The 16,777-nt window shown below is 69.0% G+C and carries 15 protein-coding genes and 1 tRNA gene; 9 read left to right on the top strand and 7 right to left on the bottom strand.

What is annotated here, in order from left to right; genetic code table 11:
* Positions 1-29: 29 nt before the first annotated feature.
* A complete protein-coding gene (locus tag DBV35_RS04390; RefSeq protein WP_108659001.1) occupies positions 30-410 on the bottom strand; it encodes a VOC family protein in 381 nt (126 codons plus the stop codon).
* 512 nt (positions 411-922) lie between these two features.
* On the opposite strand from DBV35_RS04390, the gene DBV35_RS04385 reads away from it, so the two are divergent.
* Positions 923-1,903 carry a LysR family transcriptional regulator gene (locus DBV35_RS04385; RefSeq protein ID WP_108659000.1) on the top strand — a complete coding sequence of 327 codons (981 nt, stop codon included), beginning with the start codon at positions 923-925 and terminating at the stop codon, positions 1,901-1,903.
* The gene (locus tag DBV35_RS04380) at positions 1,882-2,835 is read left to right on the top strand and encodes a glycosyltransferase (RefSeq protein WP_108658999.1); all 954 of its coding nucleotides are present in this window, start codon (positions 1,882-1,884) and stop codon (positions 2,833-2,835) included. The genes DBV35_RS04385 and DBV35_RS04380 overlap by 22 nt, the downstream gene beginning before the upstream one ends.
* On the opposite strand, the gene DBV35_RS04375 is transcribed toward DBV35_RS04380, so the two are convergent.
* Positions 2,819-3,364 carry an AAA family ATPase gene (locus DBV35_RS04375; protein WP_108658998.1) on the bottom strand — a complete coding sequence of 182 codons (546 nt, stop codon included), beginning with the start codon at positions 3,362-3,364 and terminating at the stop codon, positions 2,819-2,821. The two genes, DBV35_RS04380 and DBV35_RS04375, sit on opposite strands and share 17 nt — an antisense overlap.
* A 4-nt stretch (positions 3,365-3,368) precedes the next feature.
* On the bottom strand, positions 3,369-4,538 hold the full coding sequence (locus tag DBV35_RS04370; RefSeq protein ID WP_108658997.1) for an isovaleryl-CoA dehydrogenase: 1,170 nt from the start codon (positions 4,536-4,538) through the stop codon (positions 3,369-3,371).
* A gap of 221 nt (positions 4,539-4,759) precedes the next feature.
* On the opposite strand from DBV35_RS04370, the gene DBV35_RS04365 reads away from it, so the two are divergent.
* Complete coding sequence (locus tag DBV35_RS04365; RefSeq protein ID WP_108658996.1) at positions 4,760-5,824, top strand: GSCFA domain-containing protein; 1,065 nt, start codon at positions 4,760-4,762, stop codon at positions 5,822-5,824.
* Positions 5,821-6,741, top strand: a complete 921-nt coding sequence (locus tag DBV35_RS04360; protein WP_157961580.1) for a hypothetical protein — start codon at positions 5,821-5,823, stop codon at positions 6,739-6,741. The genes DBV35_RS04365 and DBV35_RS04360 overlap by 4 nt, the downstream gene beginning before the upstream one ends.
* A 39-nt stretch (positions 6,742-6,780) precedes the next feature.
* On the opposite strand, the gene gatB is transcribed toward DBV35_RS04360, so the two are convergent.
* Together gatB and DBV35_RS04350 are read right to left on the bottom strand one after the other, a co-directional pair.
* The gene (gene gatB / locus DBV35_RS04355) at positions 6,781-8,268 is read right to left on the bottom strand and encodes an Asp-tRNA(Asn)/Glu-tRNA(Gln) amidotransferase subunit GatB (protein ID WP_108658994.1); all 1,488 of its coding nucleotides are present in this window, start codon (positions 8,266-8,268) and stop codon (positions 6,781-6,783) included.
* A 100-nt stretch (positions 8,269-8,368) separates the two neighbouring features.
* A complete protein-coding gene (locus tag DBV35_RS04350) occupies positions 8,369-8,635 on the bottom strand; it encodes a hypothetical protein (protein ID WP_108658993.1) in 267 nt (88 codons plus the stop codon).
* 298 nt (positions 8,636-8,933) lie between these two features.
* Between DBV35_RS04350 and DBV35_RS04345 the strand changes: the two genes are divergently transcribed.
* Positions 8,934-9,500: a hypothetical protein gene (locus tag DBV35_RS04345; RefSeq protein WP_108658992.1), complete on the top strand. Its 567-nt coding sequence runs from the start codon at positions 8,934-8,936 to the stop codon at positions 9,498-9,500.
* Between the two features lie 160 nt (positions 9,501-9,660).
* On the opposite strand, the gene rpsD is transcribed toward DBV35_RS04345, so the two are convergent.
* Positions 9,661-10,278 carry a 30S ribosomal protein S4 gene (gene rpsD, locus DBV35_RS04340; protein ID WP_108658991.1) on the bottom strand — a complete coding sequence of 206 codons (618 nt, stop codon included), beginning with the start codon at positions 10,276-10,278 and terminating at the stop codon, positions 9,661-9,663.
* 352 nt (positions 10,279-10,630) lie between these two features.
* Between rpsD and DBV35_RS04335 the strand changes: the two genes are divergently transcribed.
* Genes DBV35_RS04335 through DBV35_RS04325 form a run of 3 tightly spaced genes read left to right on the top strand, consistent with a single transcriptional unit; the run spans position 10,631 to position 15,210 of the window.
* On the top strand, positions 10,631-12,475 hold the full coding sequence (locus DBV35_RS04335) for a patatin-like phospholipase family protein (protein ID WP_157961579.1): 1,845 nt from the start codon (positions 10,631-10,633) through the stop codon (positions 12,473-12,475).
* A gap of 55 nt (positions 12,476-12,530) precedes the next feature.
* Positions 12,531-13,505, top strand: coding sequence for an ABC transporter substrate-binding protein (locus tag DBV35_RS04330; RefSeq protein ID WP_108658989.1), 975 nt, complete (start codon positions 12,531-12,533; stop codon positions 13,503-13,505).
* A 1-nt stretch (position 13,506) separates the two neighbouring features.
* Positions 13,507-15,210: an ABC transporter permease gene (locus DBV35_RS04325; RefSeq protein WP_108658988.1), complete on the top strand. Its 1,704-nt coding sequence runs from the start codon at positions 13,507-13,509 to the stop codon at positions 15,208-15,210.
* 6 nt (positions 15,211-15,216) lie between these two features.
* Here the strand turns inward: DBV35_RS04325 and DBV35_RS04320 are convergent, their stop codons facing one another.
* Positions 15,217-16,314 (bottom strand): ABC transporter ATP-binding protein, encoded by a 1,098-nt coding sequence (locus tag DBV35_RS04320; RefSeq protein ID WP_245943834.1) that lies wholly within the window; start codon positions 16,312-16,314, stop codon positions 15,217-15,219.
* A gap of 206 nt (positions 16,315-16,520) precedes the next feature.
* Here DBV35_RS04320 and DBV35_RS04315 point away from each other — a divergent pair.
* A tRNA-Glu gene (locus DBV35_RS04315) sits at positions 16,521-16,595 on the top strand.
* Positions 16,596-16,777: the final 182 nt, after the last annotated feature.

The following is a 16,777-nucleotide window of genomic DNA, read 5'->3' as shown; positions in this document are numbered from 1 at the left end:
GGGTCCGCCGAACCGCCGGCCGCGCGCCTTTAGCTCGCCGGCATCGGGGCAGGCTCGATCAGCCCATATCCGCCGCCACCCGGTTCCGACACGATCGCGATGATGCCGACGCCCGGCACGTCGAACGGCTCGCGGATCACCTTTCCGCCGGTGTCGGCGACGATCCCCATCGCCGCGTCCATGTCGTCCACGGCGACATAGGTCAGCCAGTGGGGCGGAACGGGGTGGGGAATGAGCTTCAGGTCCATGATCCCGGCGATCGCCCGGCCATCGTGCGAGGCGACCCAGTAGGTGCCGCCGCCCATATCCATGCCTTCGAAGGTCCACCCCGCTATCTTCGCGTAGTGGTCCTTGGCGGCCTCCACATCGCTCGTCGCGAGCTCCGACCAATAGATCGATCCGTGCGCCATCCGCTCCTCCCAGGGGCTGCGGCCCTCCCGCTTCGCGGCGCGGCATGGGCCTCGTTGGCGGCGTGCAGCCTACACCCCGTCGAAGACACCGCAATGTCGCGCGCGGGAAGAACTCGCGAAAGCAATTCTTGCTGCGACGCACCCAATTCCCGCACGCACCGGATGGCATCGCCGTCGCCGGGAAACGGCGCGTCCGCTGCGGAAATGTATGCGTTTTGTTGCAAGTTTAGGGGAATTGAACCATAACGCTAAGTGCGATTACGCTCGTTAAGCTGGCGGATCTCTGAACGGTTTCGCTTCGCAGCGCGCCCCTTCTGGACAGGTCGCGCCGAGGCTTTTAGCCTACGAAGACAACGAAACGCCTATTTCGATCAGAGGAGACCCGCGCGAGCGAACAAGACCAACAATAAGATCAGCTTCTACGGAAGAAAAATGTACAATAATTTTCCCAATTTACACTCCCATTTGCTTATTTTTTCTCTTTCGACCTCCCATGTCGGAGGGCTCCGCGCATGATGCGTCTTCTGCGATTTCGTGACCTCGAATATTTCATCGCCATCGCCGAGCACGGATCATTTTCCCGCGCGGCGGAGCACTGTGGCATCAGCCAGCCCACCCTGTCCGCCCAGCTGCGGCGGATGGAGGAACTCCTCGGCCTCACCCTCATCGAGCGCCGGCACGGGTCGGTCTCGGTCACCGTGGAGGGCAGCGAGGTGCTGGCCGCCGCCCGCGAGATCATGGAGGCCTTCTATCGCGTCCAGCGCACCACGCGCGGCGACGGCGTCCTCCTCGGGCGGCCGCTGCGCTTCGGCGTGCTGCCGACGATCGCGCCCTATTTCGCGTCGGGCTTCCTGAAGCGCCTCGCCGATCTGAACGGCAACACCGAGGTCAACTTCATCGAGGACCGGAGCGATGCGCTGGAGGCGGCCGTCAACGCCGACGCGCTCGACTTCGCGGTCACCGCCACGCTGCCGCGCCTGCCCTCGCTGGCGGCGATCCCGCTGGTCGACGAGCGCCTCGTCGCGGTCAGCGCCGAGCCGCTGCCGGATGTGGTGACCATCGACACGATGAGCCGCCCCCTCCTCCTGATGCAGGAGGGGCACTGCTTCCGCGAGGTGGTGCAGGAGGCGATCCGCCGCTCGCACGCGCGCTCCGGCTCGAAGGTGCCGACGCGGATCGGCCCGTCCTCCTTCTCGACCCTCCTCAGCCTCGTGCGCGACGGGCTCGGTGACACGATCCTGCCGGAGCCGTTCGTGCGCCAGTCGGGCGCGGCGCTCGACGGGCTGTCGGTCGCGACGCTGGAGCCGGCGGACGAGGGGCGGCAGATCCAGCTCGTCGTGCGCGCCGGGCGCGAGCGCTACAATGACGTCGTGCGGATCATGGACGCCGCGCGCGACACACTCGCCGGCGCCGGCGCCCACGCGGTGCCCGCCCCATCGCGCAACGAGACCGACACCACCGAGATCCCGCCATGGCGCCCACCGTCTTCATAGTCGGCGGGTACGTCCCGAACGGGGGGACGATGATGGCCTACGAGGTGGGCCGCATCCTCCACGAGACGTTCGGCTATGACGGGGCGTGCGTGTCGGTGAACGAGCACGGCCCGGACAACGGGATCTTCACCTACCCGCACCGCTTCCCCGCCCTCAGCATCATCGAGATGATGGAGGCGGCGGGGCCGGACGACATCCTCCTGTCGAACCCGTCCTTCTCCAACAACGGGTTCGGCCTGCGCTTTCCGGGGCGCAAGATCATGTACGTGCAGGACTTCAAGACGTTCAGCCTGCTCGACCTCTATTTCGACCATTATGTGAGCGTGAGCCGGGTGGTGCGCGACTTCCTCGCGCGCACCTACCGCCTCAAGACCCCCATCATTCCCGCCTATGTCACACTGCCCGACGAGGCGCCTCCCGCGTGGGAGGCGCGGCCGGCCGAGCGCGTCCTCCTCCATGTGAAGGGGCGCGATCACCTGGCGCGCGGCATCGGGGAGCGCGTCGCGGACATCCTGCGCACGCGCCGCCCCTCCATCCAACTCGAACCCTTGCGGACCGAGGCGAAGATCTCCCATCGCGACCTCATCGCGCGGCTCGGGACGACGCGGACCCTCCTCAGCCTCGTTCCGGCGGAGGGGTTCGGCCTCACGCCGCTGGAGGCGATGGGGGTGGGCGCGACCGTGTGCGGCCTCGATGGCATCGCGGGGCGGGACTATATGCGCCACGGCCGCAATGCCCTCATCACCCGATACGGGCCCGTGGAGGCGATCGCGGACACGGTGCTGACCGCCCTCTCCGATCCCGCCCGCGCCGCCACGATCGCGAAGGCGGGGCGGCGCACGGCGGAGCGCTTCGTGCAACCCGTCTTCGAGAAGCGCTGGCGGCAGGCGCTGCGCGCGATGGGCGTGCGCCGCGTCAGGCCGACGGGATGATTGATCCGGCGAGGACGCCCTCCACGAAGTCGGCGCGGCGCGAGACCGGTGCGCGCGGGACGATCACCACGCGATAGCCCGCCGCCGGGTAAAATGTCAGGAGATGCTCGTACTCCGAGACGGCGGCGTCGAGCCCGTGCCGGCGCTCCGCGTCCGCGACGAAGATCTCCGGCCAGGGCGGCACCATGAACACCGTCTCGTCATAGCGCACGCGGGCGAGCGCGCCGTCGAGCGAGGGCGGGAGCGGCGCGCCGAGGCGGGCGAACACCGCGACGGCGTCGACCAGCGAGCGGTCGAAGAAGACGAGATCGCCGCGCGCGGCCTCGTGCATCGCGATCGCACGCGCCCCCGCCCGCTCGGCGAAGAGGAGAAGGTTCACGTTGGGCAGCGCGTCGCCGCCCTTCGCCAACTCCTCGCGCACGATGGCGCGGCCCGGCTCCTCCACCGTCGCGTGGCCGCGACGGGCGAGCGCGTCGAGGAGCGTGGACTTCCCCCCGCCCGACGCGCCCGACAGCACGATCCGGCGCAAGGGATCAGGCGGTCTTCTCGAAGAGCTCGCGCCCGATCAGCATCCGGCGGATCTCGCTCGTCCCCGCGCCGATCTCGTAGAGCTTCGCGTCGCGCAGGAGGCGGCCGGTCGGATAGTCGTTGATGTAGCCGTTGCCGCCGAGCGTCTGGATCGCGTCGAGCGCCACCTGCGTCGCCTTCTCGGCGGCGTAGAGGATCGCGCCCGCCGCATCCTCGCGCGTCGTGCGGCCAGCGTCGGCCGCGCGCGCCACCGCATAGACGTACGCCTTGCAGGCATTCATCGTGACGTACATGTCGGCGATCTTGCCCTGCATGAGCTGGAAGGTGCCGATCGGCTGGCCGAACTGCTTGCGCTCGTGGACGTAGGGCAGAACGATGTCGAGCGCGGCCTGCATGATGCCGAGCGGGCCGGCCGCGAGCACCACGCGCTCATAATCGAGACCTGACATCAGCACGTTGACGCCGCGCCCCAGCGACCCGAGGACATTCTCCTCCGGCACCTCGCAATCCTCGAAGATCAGTTCGCACGTGTCGGAGCCGCGCATGCCGAGCTTGTCGAGCTTCTGCGCGGTCGAGAAGCCCTTCATCTCCTTCTCGATCAGGAAGGCGGTGATGCCGCGCGGGCCGGCGTCCGGGTCGGTCTTGGCGTAGACGACCAGCGTCTCGGCGACCGGGCCGTTGGTGATCCAGAATTTCGACCCGTTCAGGACCCAGCGATCGCCCTTCTTCTCGGCGCGGGTGCGCATGGAGACGACGTCGGAGCCGGAGCCGGGCTCGCTCATCGCGAGCGCGCCCACATGCTCGCCCGAGATCAGCTTCGGGAGGTACCGCCGCTTCTGGTCCTCCGTCCCGTTCCGGTTGATCTGGTTGATGCACAGGTTCGAGTGCGCGCCGTAGGAGAGGCCGACCGAGGCCGAGGCGCGCGAGACCTCCTCCATCGCCACGCAATGGGCGAGATAGCCGAGCCCCGCTCCGCCGAACTCCTCCGGCACGGTGATGCCGTGGAGGCCGAGCTCGCCCATCTCGGGCCACAGATGGCGCGGGAAGCGGTTCTCGCGGTCGGTCTCCTCCGCGATCGGCGCGATCCGGTCGGCGGAGAAGGAGCGCACCTGGTCGCGCAACATGTCGAGGTCTTCGCCGAGACCGAAGTCGAACCCACCCATATCGTTGCGCATTCCATCCTCCCGAGGTCCTTCGATCGGACCGCATGTCTCATGGCGCGACTATAGCCAATAGGGCGACGATGTCGCCCGTACGCACGCCCCGTCGCATGCGGGTATGGGATCGGGGGCATTCGCAATTGCGTTATGGTCGTGTATCCGGTCTTGCGAAGGCGATCGTGCGGACCAAATCGCCTTCGATGAGACGACGCGAGGCATGACAGACGGGTGGCGCATTGAAGAACCCCTATCAGACCCTTCCCGAACGCGCCTTCTGGCGCCCCGCCGTCGCGGACCTGGAGCCGACATCGATCAGCGATGTCTACCGGCCCAAATTTCCGATCGACAAGACGATGCGGGTTGTGACGCAAGGCTCGTGCTTTTCCCAGCATATCGGGCGTCAGTTCGTCGCACGGGGGTATGACTGGTTCGAGGCGGAGCTCCCCTTCCCGCACTTCCCGGCCCAGCTCAACCGGCCCTACAATTATGGCGTCTTCTCCTTCCGCACCGGCAACATCTACACCCCGCGCCTGCTCCTCCAGTGGCTGCGCTGGGGCTCGGGCCGCGCGGCGGCGCCGGACACGGTGTGGTCGCGGCGCGACGGCGCGACCGTCGACCCGTTCCGCCCCGCCGTCGAGCCGGAGGGCTATCAGAGCGCCAAGGAGATGCTCGACGCGCGCGCCCACATGATTGAGCGGATGCGCGAGTCGCTGCCCGAAATCGACCTCTTCATCTTCACCTTCGGCCTCACCGAGGCGTGGGAGGACCGGGAGACCGGCGTCGTCTACCCGATGTGCCCCGGCACCGCCGGCGGCCAGTTCGACCCGGACCGCCATGTCTTCCGGAACTACAGCGTCCGCGAGTGCCTTGCCGACATGGAGGAGGCGATCGCCATCCTGCGGGAGCTGAACCCGGCGATGAAGATCCTCTTCACCGTCTCGCCGGTACCGCTGACGGCGACCGCAACCGGGGACCACGTGCTGTCGGCGAACTCGCGGTCCAAGTGCCTCCTGCGCACCGTCGCGGCGACGCTGTCCGAGGAACACGATTTCGTCGACTATTTCCCGAGCTTCGAGTTCATCTTCCAGCCGCCCTTCAAGGCGATGTTCTACGACGACAACATGCGCACGGTGAAAAAGGAGGGCGTCGCGTTCGTGATGTCCCACTTCTTCAAGGCGCACGGGGACGACAGCGTGGCGGACGAGGACGACGCGCCGCGCAAGCGCGAGCAGCGCGCAAGCGACGCGGAGGACGATCTCGTCTGCGAGGAAGTGATGCTGGAGGCTGCCGCGAACCGATGAGTCCCAAGGACGACCCAGGCGGCCGCATGAAGGGCCTCTTCAACCTCTTCGGCGGGAAGCGCGCGCCTGCGGCGAAGCCCGGCCCCGCGAAGCGCGCCCGCGCGACCGCACCCGCGCGGCCCCGTCCCACGCGGGAAACGCCCACCGAAGGCCACCGCATCTGCGTCATCGGGTCGAGCCACATGGTGGCCTACAAGCTCGCCGCCGACGAGATGGGCGCGCGGGACGGGCTCTACGTGCATTTCCAGGGCATGGCCGGGCGTGAGTTCGCGGCGATCGAGGCGCGGCCGAAGGGCGTGCGCGTCGATCCCGAGAAGCTCCTCACCGACAACCGCAACGCCCGCCCGATGTGGAACCCGTTGACCGACGTCATCCGCTACGAGGAGTTCGACGCCTTCGTCGTCGTCGGCACGCTGCGCACGAACTACATCCTGTCGGCCCTCTACGCGCACGCCACCTCGCGCGCCTACACGCGCGGCTATATCGAGAGCGGCGTCGAGATGATGATCGAGCGCGACCATGGCGTGACGCTCGGCCGGGCGATCCGCAAGGCGAGCGGAAAGCCTGTCGTGGCCCTCGCGGCGCCGCTCCCGGCGATCCCCGTCACGGTCGAGGATCAGGCGGCGATGGACGCGGCCTACACGGACGCGATCGCCCTCATCGAGAGCGCCTTCAAGGAACGCGGCCTCGCGACCCTCGCCCAGCCGGTCGAGACGGTGGTCGATTCCTCGTCCACGTCCGAGCGCTTCGCCCGCGCCTCGCAGACCCTCGCCGGGGTCGCGCACGAGGAGGAGGAGCGGGTCCACATGAATCTGGATTTCGGAATGATCGCGCTGCCGGCGATCCTGGAGGCGGCCGGCGCACCGCCGCGCGCCGTCGGCCCGGCCTCGGGCGCGCTGGGGTCGAACGCCGCCTGATGCGGCGTGCCGGCGGGCGCGGGGCGCCCGCCGTGTGGCTCAGGCGTCGGTGATGCCGAGCTTCTCGCGGATGATCTCCTGCACGGCCTGCGGGTTCGCCTTGCCGCCGGTCGCCTTCATCACCTGACCCACGAACCAGCCGGCGAGGTTCGGCTTCGCCTTCGCCTGCTCGGCCTTGTCCGGGTTCGCCGCGATCACCGCGTCCACCGCCGTCTCGATCGCGCCGGTGTCGGTCACCTGCTTCATGCCGCGCGCCTCGACGATCGTGGCCGGATCGCCGCCCTCGCTCCAGACGATCTCGAAGAGGTCCTTCGCGATCTTGCCGGAGATGACCTTCTCGCCGAGCAAGTCGAGGATGCCGCCGAGCTGATCGGCCGAGATCGGGCTCTCCGAGATGTCGAGCCCTTCCTTGTTGAGGCGGCCGAACAGCTCGTTGATCACCCAGTTCGCCGCCGCCTTCGGATCGCGGCCGGTGGCGACCTTCTCGAAATAGTCCGCCGCCGCCGCGTCGACCACGAGCACGCTCGCGTCATAGGGGGTGAGGCCGAGCGTCTCGACATAGCGGGCGCGCTTCTCGTCCGGCAGCTCCGGCAGGCTCGCCCTGATGCGCTCGATGAGGTCGTCCTCGATCACGAGCGGCAGGAGGTCGGGATCGGGGAAGTAGCGGTAATCGTGCGCCTCTTCCTTCGAGCGCATCGAGCGCGTCTCGCCCCTGTTGGCGTCGAAGAGGCGCGTCTCCTGCGCGATCGAGCCGCCATCCTCGAGGATGCCGATCTGGCGGCGCGCCTCGTAGTCGATCGCCTGGCCGGCGAAGCGGATGGAGTTGACGTTCTTGATCTCGCAGCGCGTGCCGAGCGGCTCGCCCGGACGGCGGACCGAGACGTTGATGTCAGCGCGCAAATTGCCCTTGTCCATGTCGGCGTCGGACGTGCCGAGATAGCGCAGGATCGTGCGCATCTTGGAGATATAGGCCTTCGCCTCGTCCGCGGAGCGCAGGTCCGGGCGCGAGACGATCTCCATCAGCGCGACGCCGGAGCGGTTGAGGTCGACATAGCTCTTCGTCGCGTGCTGGTCGTGCAGCGACTTGCCGGCGTCCTGCTCGAGGTGCAGCCGCTCGATCCCGACGACGATGCGCTCCCCGTCGAGCATGTCGACGATGACCTCGCCCTCGCCCACGATCGGGTACTGGTACTGCGAGATCTGGTAGCCCTGCGGCAGGTCGGGGTAGAAATAATTCTTCCGGTCGAACCGCGAGACGTGGTTGATCTTGGCCTTGAGGCCGAGACCGGTGCGGATCGCCTGCTCGACGCAGGCCTCGTTGATCACGGGCAGCATCCCCGGCATCGCCGCGTCCACGAGGCTCACATGATCGTTCGGCTCGCCGCCGAACGCCGTGGAGGCGCCGGAGAAGAGCTTCGCGTTCGACTGGACCTGCGCGTGAATCTCCAAGCCGATGACGACTTCCCAGTCGTCCACCGCGCCCTTGATGAGCTTGGCGGGCTTCGGCTCGCGCACATGTTCGTTCATCGGTCCGATCCTTCCTCGTCGCCAGATCACCTAGTGCCAACCGCGGGCCCGCTGCAACATCTAGGATGCGCGGATCGACGATTCGCCGCCGCCGGCCGCCTCAGCCGCCGAAATGAAGGCCGAGCCGGCGCCGCTCCGACCCGCGCTGGCACTCGGCGAGCCGGATCTGCCCGTTCGCGCGGCCGGTGTGCCGCCCGACCCACCGCTCCCCCTCTTCAAGATCGGCGAAGCGCTGCGTGCGGCTGAAGGCGTGGAGGGAATAGTTGAATGAGACACGGCACGTCCACTCGCCCTCCGCCTCCGGCGCGGCCGATTCGGGGACGGGGTCGGCGGCCCGCGCCGGCGTGGCGAGCGTCGCGGCCAGCAAGGCGGCAAGGATCCAACCGGATCGCCTGGCCGGCGAACGGCACGCGGTGGGGTGTGAGCGATGGGAGAAAATGACGGGCATGCTTGAATTCGGCCGGGTCGGACGCAACGGGCCGAGGCGCGGTGGCGGCCTCGGCGGGAACCAACGGTGGCGATGACTCCTTATTCAGCGAACATCAATGCTCAACGATCGGCACGCTATAGGCATGGTCCCCCCACCCCGCTAAGACGGCGGAACTGGGCGACCGCGTCGAATTCAGTCCCGCCCGGAACATAGACCGCCACAAAGGACAACAAGAATGTTTCATTCCCGTCTCTTCTGCGCCTTTGCTCTCGCATCCTCGCTCGTGGCAACCAGCGCCTCGGCCGCGAAATACGAGTATGAGACCATCTTCGCCTCGGCCGAGACCGTGTCCATCGACGCCCAGGTCGCCGGCACCTATCCCGCGCGCTCCGAAGTGCTCGTGAAGCTGCCGAACAACAATCAGTACGCTGTGCCGGTCCCCGCCGGCTCGGACCTCGCCATGTGGCGCGAGAACGCGCTCGTGACGGTCTCCATCACGCAGGGTCTCGTCATCGAGGTGACCGACGCCGTCACCGCTGAGCCCAGCTACAGCTACGCCGTCATCGGCGATGCCGACGATTTCGCCGGGATCCCGAGCGACGTGCTCGTGCGCCAGCTGACCGTCGTCACCACCATCGAATCGGTCGACAAGTCGACCGGCTACGTGACCTTCCTCGCCCCCTCGGGTGACATGCGGCGCGGCATGTTCGCCGATCCGGCGAAGCTCGAAGCCCTCGACGTAAAGCCCGGCGCTTTCTTCGAGCTGACCTATTTCGACTCGATCGACATCGACCCGCGCTGATCGGTTCCGGCCCGGCGCGAGCCGGGCCATAGCCACCCGAGGCTCGGCGCGAACCGGGCCGACAGGGCAAAAAAGAAAAGCGGCGGCCCATTGGACCGCCGCTTTTTCGTTGCCGTCGCTGCGGCGCAGGCGGGACGCGCGTCCCGCCAAGCGGCCGAAATCAGCGCGAATAGAATTCGATGACGAGGTTCGGTTCCATCGTCGCGGCGTAGGGCACGTCGCCGAGGGTCGGAAGGCGAACGAGGTTCACGGTCATCTTCGAGTGGTCGACGTCGAGATATTCCGGCACGTCGCGCTCGGCGAGGCTGATCGCCTCGAGGACGCACAGGAGGTTCTTCGACTTCTCACGGATCTCGATCACGTCGCCCGGCTTGCAGCGGTAGGACGGGATGTTCACGCGCTTGCCGTTCACCTTCATGTGGCCGTGGCTCACGAACTGGCGGGCGGCGAACACGGTCGGCACGAACTTCGCGCGATACACGACCGCGTCGAGGCGGCTCTCGAGCAGGCCGATCAGGTTTTCCGAGGTGTCGCCGCGGCGGCGGACGGCTTCGTCATAGATGCCGCGGAACTGCTTCTCGGAGATCGAGCCGTAATAGCCCTTCAGCTTCTGCTTGGCGCGGAGCTGCAGGCCGAAGTCGCTCATCTTGCCCTTGCGGCGCTGGCCGTGCTGGCCGGGGCCGTATTCGCGCTTGTTGATCGGGCTCTTCGGACGACCCCAGATGTTTTCGCCCATCCGGCGGTCGATTTTGTACTTCTGGCTATGGCGCTTCGTCATTTCACGTCTTTCATGGTGCGCCGGGCGGATCCCGGACGCTGGTGATGCCGGCGAACCGGCTGAAGACGCCCCTCCTCTGTGCCTCATGCGAAACACTGACAGGACCGCGGCGGCAAGCGACCACCGTGTCCACGGGTGCGTAGTCCTGCTGTTGGGCAGAGCCGGTCACATAGCGACACTCATCCGCCGCGTCAACGCCGGCGGCCGAGATTGAGCGCGGCATCCGTGGCACACACGCCCCACGACCGCGCCGGCGGGGCGCGGTCCCGCCGTCGAACGGCATGTCGCTTCACGCTTTTGCATATTAGAGCAAAGGAGCGAAACACGTGTCGAGGCGACCGGAGAACGCGGCTTGACCCAGCCGATCGAAACATTGCTGGCCGAGATCGGCGCCCTTTCGGAGCTGTCGCCCGCCGCGCTCCAGGCCTTCGCGCAGCGCATGGTGCCGCGCCGCCTCCACCGGGGCGAGACGCTGATGGAGGCCGGGGAGCCGGCGGACACGCTCTATATCGTGCTCGGCGGCCGCTTCCACGTCCTCGTCGATGACGGGGCGCGCGTGATCGCGGAGATCGGCCCGTCCGAGCCCGTCGGCGAGATCGCCTTCTTCGCCGGCGGCACGCGGACGGCGCGCGTCGTCGCCGCGCGCGACAGCGAGGTCGCGGGCCTCACCCGTCGCGACTATGACGCGCTCGCCGAGGAGGTGCCCGCCATCCCGCGCGCGATCCTGCGCGTCCTCGCCGAGCGGCTCGGCCACGCAACGCCCGCCGCCCCCGCGATGGAGCCGAAGCCGCCGGTGACGATGGTGCTGTGTCCGGCCGGCGGCGAGCCCATCCCGCCGGCGATCGTCGACCAGCTCACCGCCGCCCTCGCCGCGCACGGTCCACTCGTGGTGATGCGGCGCGAGGACCTGCCGCCGTCGCTCGATGCCGAGGCCGAGAGCGCGATCGCCGGCCACCTCCAGGCGCTGGAGCGGCAGGGCGCGCGCATCCTCCTCGTCGCGGCCGGCACGGACACGGCCTGGGACCGCACGGCGCTGCGCCAGAGCGACGGGCTCGTCCTCGTCGGCCGGCTCGGCGCGGCCGAGGGCGGGCCGGTTTCCCACAGCCCGCTCGAACGCTACGCGCTCGACCTCTTCCGCCCGGCCGACAGCACCCTCGTCCTGTGGCGCGAGAGTGCGGCGGCGCCGATCACCGGGAGCGAGGCGTGGCTCGCCGAACGGCCCGTCCATTTCCACCATCATGTGGCGCTCGACCGCCCGCAGGACCTCCAGCGCGTCGGACGCTTCCTCACCGGCCGCGCGCTCGGCCTCGTGATGTCGGGCGGCGGCGCGCTCGGGTGCGCCCATCTCGGCGTCGTGCGTGCGCTGAAGGAGGCGGGCGCGGAGCTCGACATTCTGGGCGGCACCAGCGTCGGCGCGGCGATGGCGGTGGCGCTCGCCTCCGGCGTCTCGCCACAGGAGATGATGGCGATCGCCGACCAGATCTTCGTCGAGAGCGGGGCGATGCGCCGCCTGACGGTGCCGGTCTTCTCGATCCTCGACCATCACCGTCTCGATGCCGAGCTCCAGCGCCATTTCGGCGACCTCACCTTCGAGAATTTGCCGACCAACGCCTTCGCCGTGTCGACGAGCCTGTCGCAGAACCGCTCCTTCCTCCACCGGCGCGGCCCGTTGTGGCGCGCGGTGCGCGCTTCCGCCTCGATCCCTGCGGCCCTCCCGCCCTTCGTGACGGAGGCGGGCGAGGTGCTCGTCGACGGGGCCATCCTCGACAACCAGCCGATCGACGTGATGCGCGAGCTGAAGCCCGGCCCCAACATCGTCGTCACCTTCTCGGCGGCGCGCGACTGGCGCGTCGATGCCGACTACGCGACGCTGCCGCGCCGGGCCCGTCTCGTGCGCGACATTGTGATGCGCCGGCGCGTCGGCGGCTTTCCGAAAATCATGGAGGTGCTGCTGCGCTCCATGATGATCGCGAGCTATCGCGGCCTCCACGAGATGAAGATCGGCGACGATATCCGCATCGTGCCGCCGATTCTCGACGGCATGAACATTCTCGACTGGCAGCGCGGGCGCGAGCAGGAGGAGGCCGCCTACCGCCACACCGCCGCCCTCATCGAGGCGGCGGGCGGCATCGAGGCGATGCTCGCTTCCCCCGCCGCCACCCACCGGGATATGGCTCCGGCCGAAGCAGCGTTATGAGACTGTCACAAAGGCGCGTCAGATAGCTCGAACCGCCGTTTCACAGGAGTTTCCCATGCGCCTCCTCATCCTGACCGCCGTCGCGAGCCTCGTCGCCAGCGCCGCCGCCGCAGAGCCGTCTGGCAAGCTGCTCCTCTACACCTCGCAGCCGAACGCCGACGCCCAGGCGACCATCGACGCCTTCATGGAGGCCTATCCGGGCGTCGAGGTGGAGTTCTTCCGCGACGGGACGACGAAGGTGATGGCGAAGCTCGAGAGCGAGTTCGCCGCCGGCAGCCCGCAGCCCGACGTCCTCCTCATCGCCGATACGGTGACGATGGAAGGCCTCGAGGCGCAGGACCGCCTCCTCGCCTATCCGGAAGCCGACGTCTCCGCCTACGAGGCCGGCCTGATGGACGAGGAGGGCTATTATTTCTCGACGAAGCTCATCACCACCGGCATCGTCTACAACACCGCCGCGCCGCTGAAGCCCGTCTCCTACAAGGACCTCCTCGCCCCCGAGGCCGCCGGCAAGATCGCGATCCCCTCGCCGCTGACCTCCGGCGCCGCGACGATCACGATGGCGACCATCACGAGCGACCCGGAACTCGGCTGGGACTATTATGAGGGCCTCGCCGAGCAGGACACGCTCGCCGATGGCGGCAATGGCGGCGTCTTCAAGGCGGTCGCGGGCGGTGAGAAGCTCTACGGCTTCCTCGTCGACTATCTCGCCATCCGCAGCCGCGACGAGGGCGCGCCCATCGAGTTCGTGTTCCCGACCGAAGGCGTCTCCTACGTGACCGAGCCGGTCGCGATCCTGAAAACCGCCGCGAACCCCGAGGCCGCGAAGGCGTTCGTCGACTTCCTCCTGTCCGAGGACGGCCAGGCGCTCGCCGCGAAGCAGGGCTATCTCCCGGCTCATCCGGGCGTCACCCCGCCCGCCGGCTTCCCGCCCCGCAGCGAGATCAAGCTGATGAAGTTCGATCCCGCGAAGGCCCTCGCCGAGGACCAGGAGATGAAGCTGCGCTTCACCGAGATGTTCGGCGGCTGATATTCGCACGCTCCGCCCATCGGGCGGCGAGACGATCGCTCTCGCCGCCCTCCTCCTTCTCGCGGCCGCGCTCTTCGTCCTGCCGCTCTGGCGCCTCTTCGCGCTCGGCGTCGCCCCGGACGGCGCGCTCACGCTGGAGCCGCTCCTCTCCGCGCTCGAAGCCCGCTCCACCCAGCGCGCGCTCTGGAACAGCGTCGAATCGGCCACCTTCTCGGCCGCGATCGCGACCCTCCTCGGCACGCTTCTCGCCCTCCTCGTCGGCCTCACCGACATTCGCGGCAAGGCGATCCTCGTCTTCCTGATCCTCGTGCCGATGATGATCCCGCCGCACGTGACGGCGATCTCGTGGATCCAGGCGCTCGGCCCGTCGAGCCCGCTGCTCCGCTCCCTCGGCCTCGCCCCCGAGATCGGCACGACGCACCCGCTCTATTCGCGCGAGGGGGTGATCCTGCTCCTGTCGCTCCAGCACACGCCGCTCGTCTTCCTGGTGGTGCGGGCCGCGCTCCGCGCGCAGCCGCGCGAGCTCTCGGACGCGGCGCGCATCGCCGGCGCCTCGCCGTGGCGCGTCCTCACCCGCGTCGTCCTCCCTCTCCTCTTCCCCGCCCTCGTCGCGGCCTATGCGCTCGCCTTCGTCTCGGCGATCGGCAATTTCGGCATCCCCGCCCTCCTCGGCATTCCGGGCCGCTACACGACGCTGCCCGTGCTCGTCTGGCAGCGCATGGCGAGCTTCGGCGTCGGGATGCTGACGGGCGTCGCGGTGATCGCGATGATCATGGCCGCCGTCGCGATCGTCGCGACCGTCGGGCTCGGCCTCCTCCAGAGGCTCGGCCGCGCCGCTCTCATCGGCCCGCCGCGCCCGCCGCTGACGATCCGCCTCGGCCGTGCGCGGCCTTTCGCCGAAGCCGGCCTCTGGCTCTTCATCGCGGCGGTGCTCGTCCTGCCGCTCGCCTCGCTGCTCGCGACCGCGCTCGTGCGCACCTACGGCCTGCCGCTCAATCTCGACACGCTGACCTTCGACAATTTCGCGGAGATCCTGGTACGCCAGCAGGTGACGGTCCGCGCCTTCCTGAACTCCACCCTCGCCGCGGGGATCGCCGCCGTCGCCCTCGGCGCGATCGCGATCGTGGTGAGCCACATGATCAGCGGCACCGCGCCGGCGAGCCGGACGGTCGGGCGGATCGTGGAGCGGCTCGGGGACGTCACCTACGCGGTGCCGGGGATCGTCCTGTCGATCGCCTTCATCCTGACCTTCATCCGCCCGCTGCCCTTCACGGGCGTCTCGCTCTACAACACGCTCGCGATCATCGCGCTCGCCTACGTCACCGCCTTCCTCGCGATCGCGGTGAAGCCGGTCGCGGCAGCGTTCGCCCAGCTCGACCCCTCGCTGGAGGATGCGGCGCGGGTCGCGGGGGCTGGCTATGGGCGGCGGATGCGGCGGATTTTCGCCCCGCTGGTGGCCCCGGCGGCGGCTTCGGGCGCGATCCTCGTCTTCCTCACGGCCTACAACGAGATCACCGTCTCGGCCCTCCTCTGGTCGCCCGGCAACGAGACGATCGGCACGACCATCTTCAACTACGAGGACGGCGGCTCGACGAACCTCGCGGCGGCGATGTCGGCCGTCACGGTCGCGATCACGGTGCTCCTGATGATCCTGCTCGACCGGATGGGGCGGCGCCTGCCGCCCGGCTGCGTGCCCTGGCGCTGACGCGCGTCAGCCCGGCAGCACCCATCCGCCGTCGATCGCGAAGCGCACGGCGCCGACGCGCAGCGGCCGCCGCGCCTCGGCCGCGAAGGGCGGGAGGTCCGGCGCCTCAAGCGTCACGTCCCACATGCCGCCGCGATAGATCTCGGCGGCGACGCGCGCGGTGAACGGCCCGTCATCGGCGAAGCGGAGCTGGTGCGGGCGGATCACGAGGCGCGCCGGCCCCGGCAGCGTCCCCGCCGGGCACGCCGCCTCGAGACGCGCCTCGCCCACGAGGACACGCGCCCGCTCCCCCGCGACGCTCTCCACCACCGCGTCGACGATGGTGCTGCGGCCGATGAAGCGCGCCACGTCCTCGCTCAGCGGCCGCTCATAGACGGTCTCGGGCGTGTCGACCTGGAGGAAGCGGCCAGCCTGCATCACCGCGATCCGCGTCGCGAGCGCCATCGCCTCGCGCTGGTCGTGGGTGATGTAGAGGGTCGTGGCGCCCGTCTTGGCGTGGACGCGCGTCAGCTCCGCCTCCATCGCGTGGCGCAGATGCGGGTCGAGATTGGCTAGCGGCTCGTCCATGAGGACGGTGGACGCGCGCGAGGCGAGGCAGCGGGCGAGCGCGACGCGCTGCTGCTGCCCGCCGGAGAGCGCGGCGGGCTTGCGGTCGGCGAAGGGGGTGAGCGCCACCGTCTCCAGCGCGTCGGCGACGATGCCGCGCGCCTCCTGACGCGGGAGCCCGGCCGATTCCACCGGGAAGGCGACATTCTGCGCGACGCTCATGTGCGGCCACAGCGCGTAGGACTGGAACACCACCGCCACCGACCGCCGCTCGGGCGCAACGTGGAGGCCCGGCCCGGCGACCGGAATCCCCGCGATCCCGATCCGCCCCGCGTCGAGCGGCTCGAGCCCCGCGACGAGGCGCAAAAGCGTGCTCTTGCCGCAGCCCGACGGGCCGACCACCGCGAAGAAATCCCCCGGCGCGATGTCGAGCGTCACGTCGTCGACCGCGACGGCGCGGCCGAACTTTTTCGTGACGCCCGCGAGCGCGATCCCCGGCGCGTCGGCGCGGGCGCCCTCGGCGGCGGGGGCGTACGGATTGGCCTCGATGACACTCACGACGCATCCTTTGCGTGGCGGGCGGCGCGCGCCCTCCTCAGTGCGGCAAGCCATAGCCGATGACGGCCCGTCGTTCGAGGCGTGCGCGCGCCGCCTCTATCCACAGCCCCTGCGGCGGAAGGTGGCGGGCGGGGGACTTTCGCGCAGGCTCCGCCCAATTCCCTCTTGGCGAGCCGGGAAAAACCGGTTAAGCCCCCTCGCAACACGCGCCCTTCGTCTATCGGTTAGGACGCCAGATTTTCATTCTGGAAAGAGGGGTTCGACTCCCCTAGGGCGTGCCAAATCGCGCACCCTCCTGCGGTCAGGCGCGCTGTCTCACCTCCTCCTCGGTTCCGTTTCTCACGACGCGATCGCGCGCGTTCGGGCCGCCAAAACCACCAAATGATAATGCGCCGCAACACCGACGTGCTGCACTGGCGAAGTCGACGTCCGCACCGGCCCGGATCGAACCGGCACGCGCGGC

The organism is Acuticoccus kandeliae (assembly GCF_003073115.1).
The sequence above is the reverse complement of the archived record's forward strand: the minus strand, read 5'-3'. Positions and strand labels throughout refer to the sequence as shown.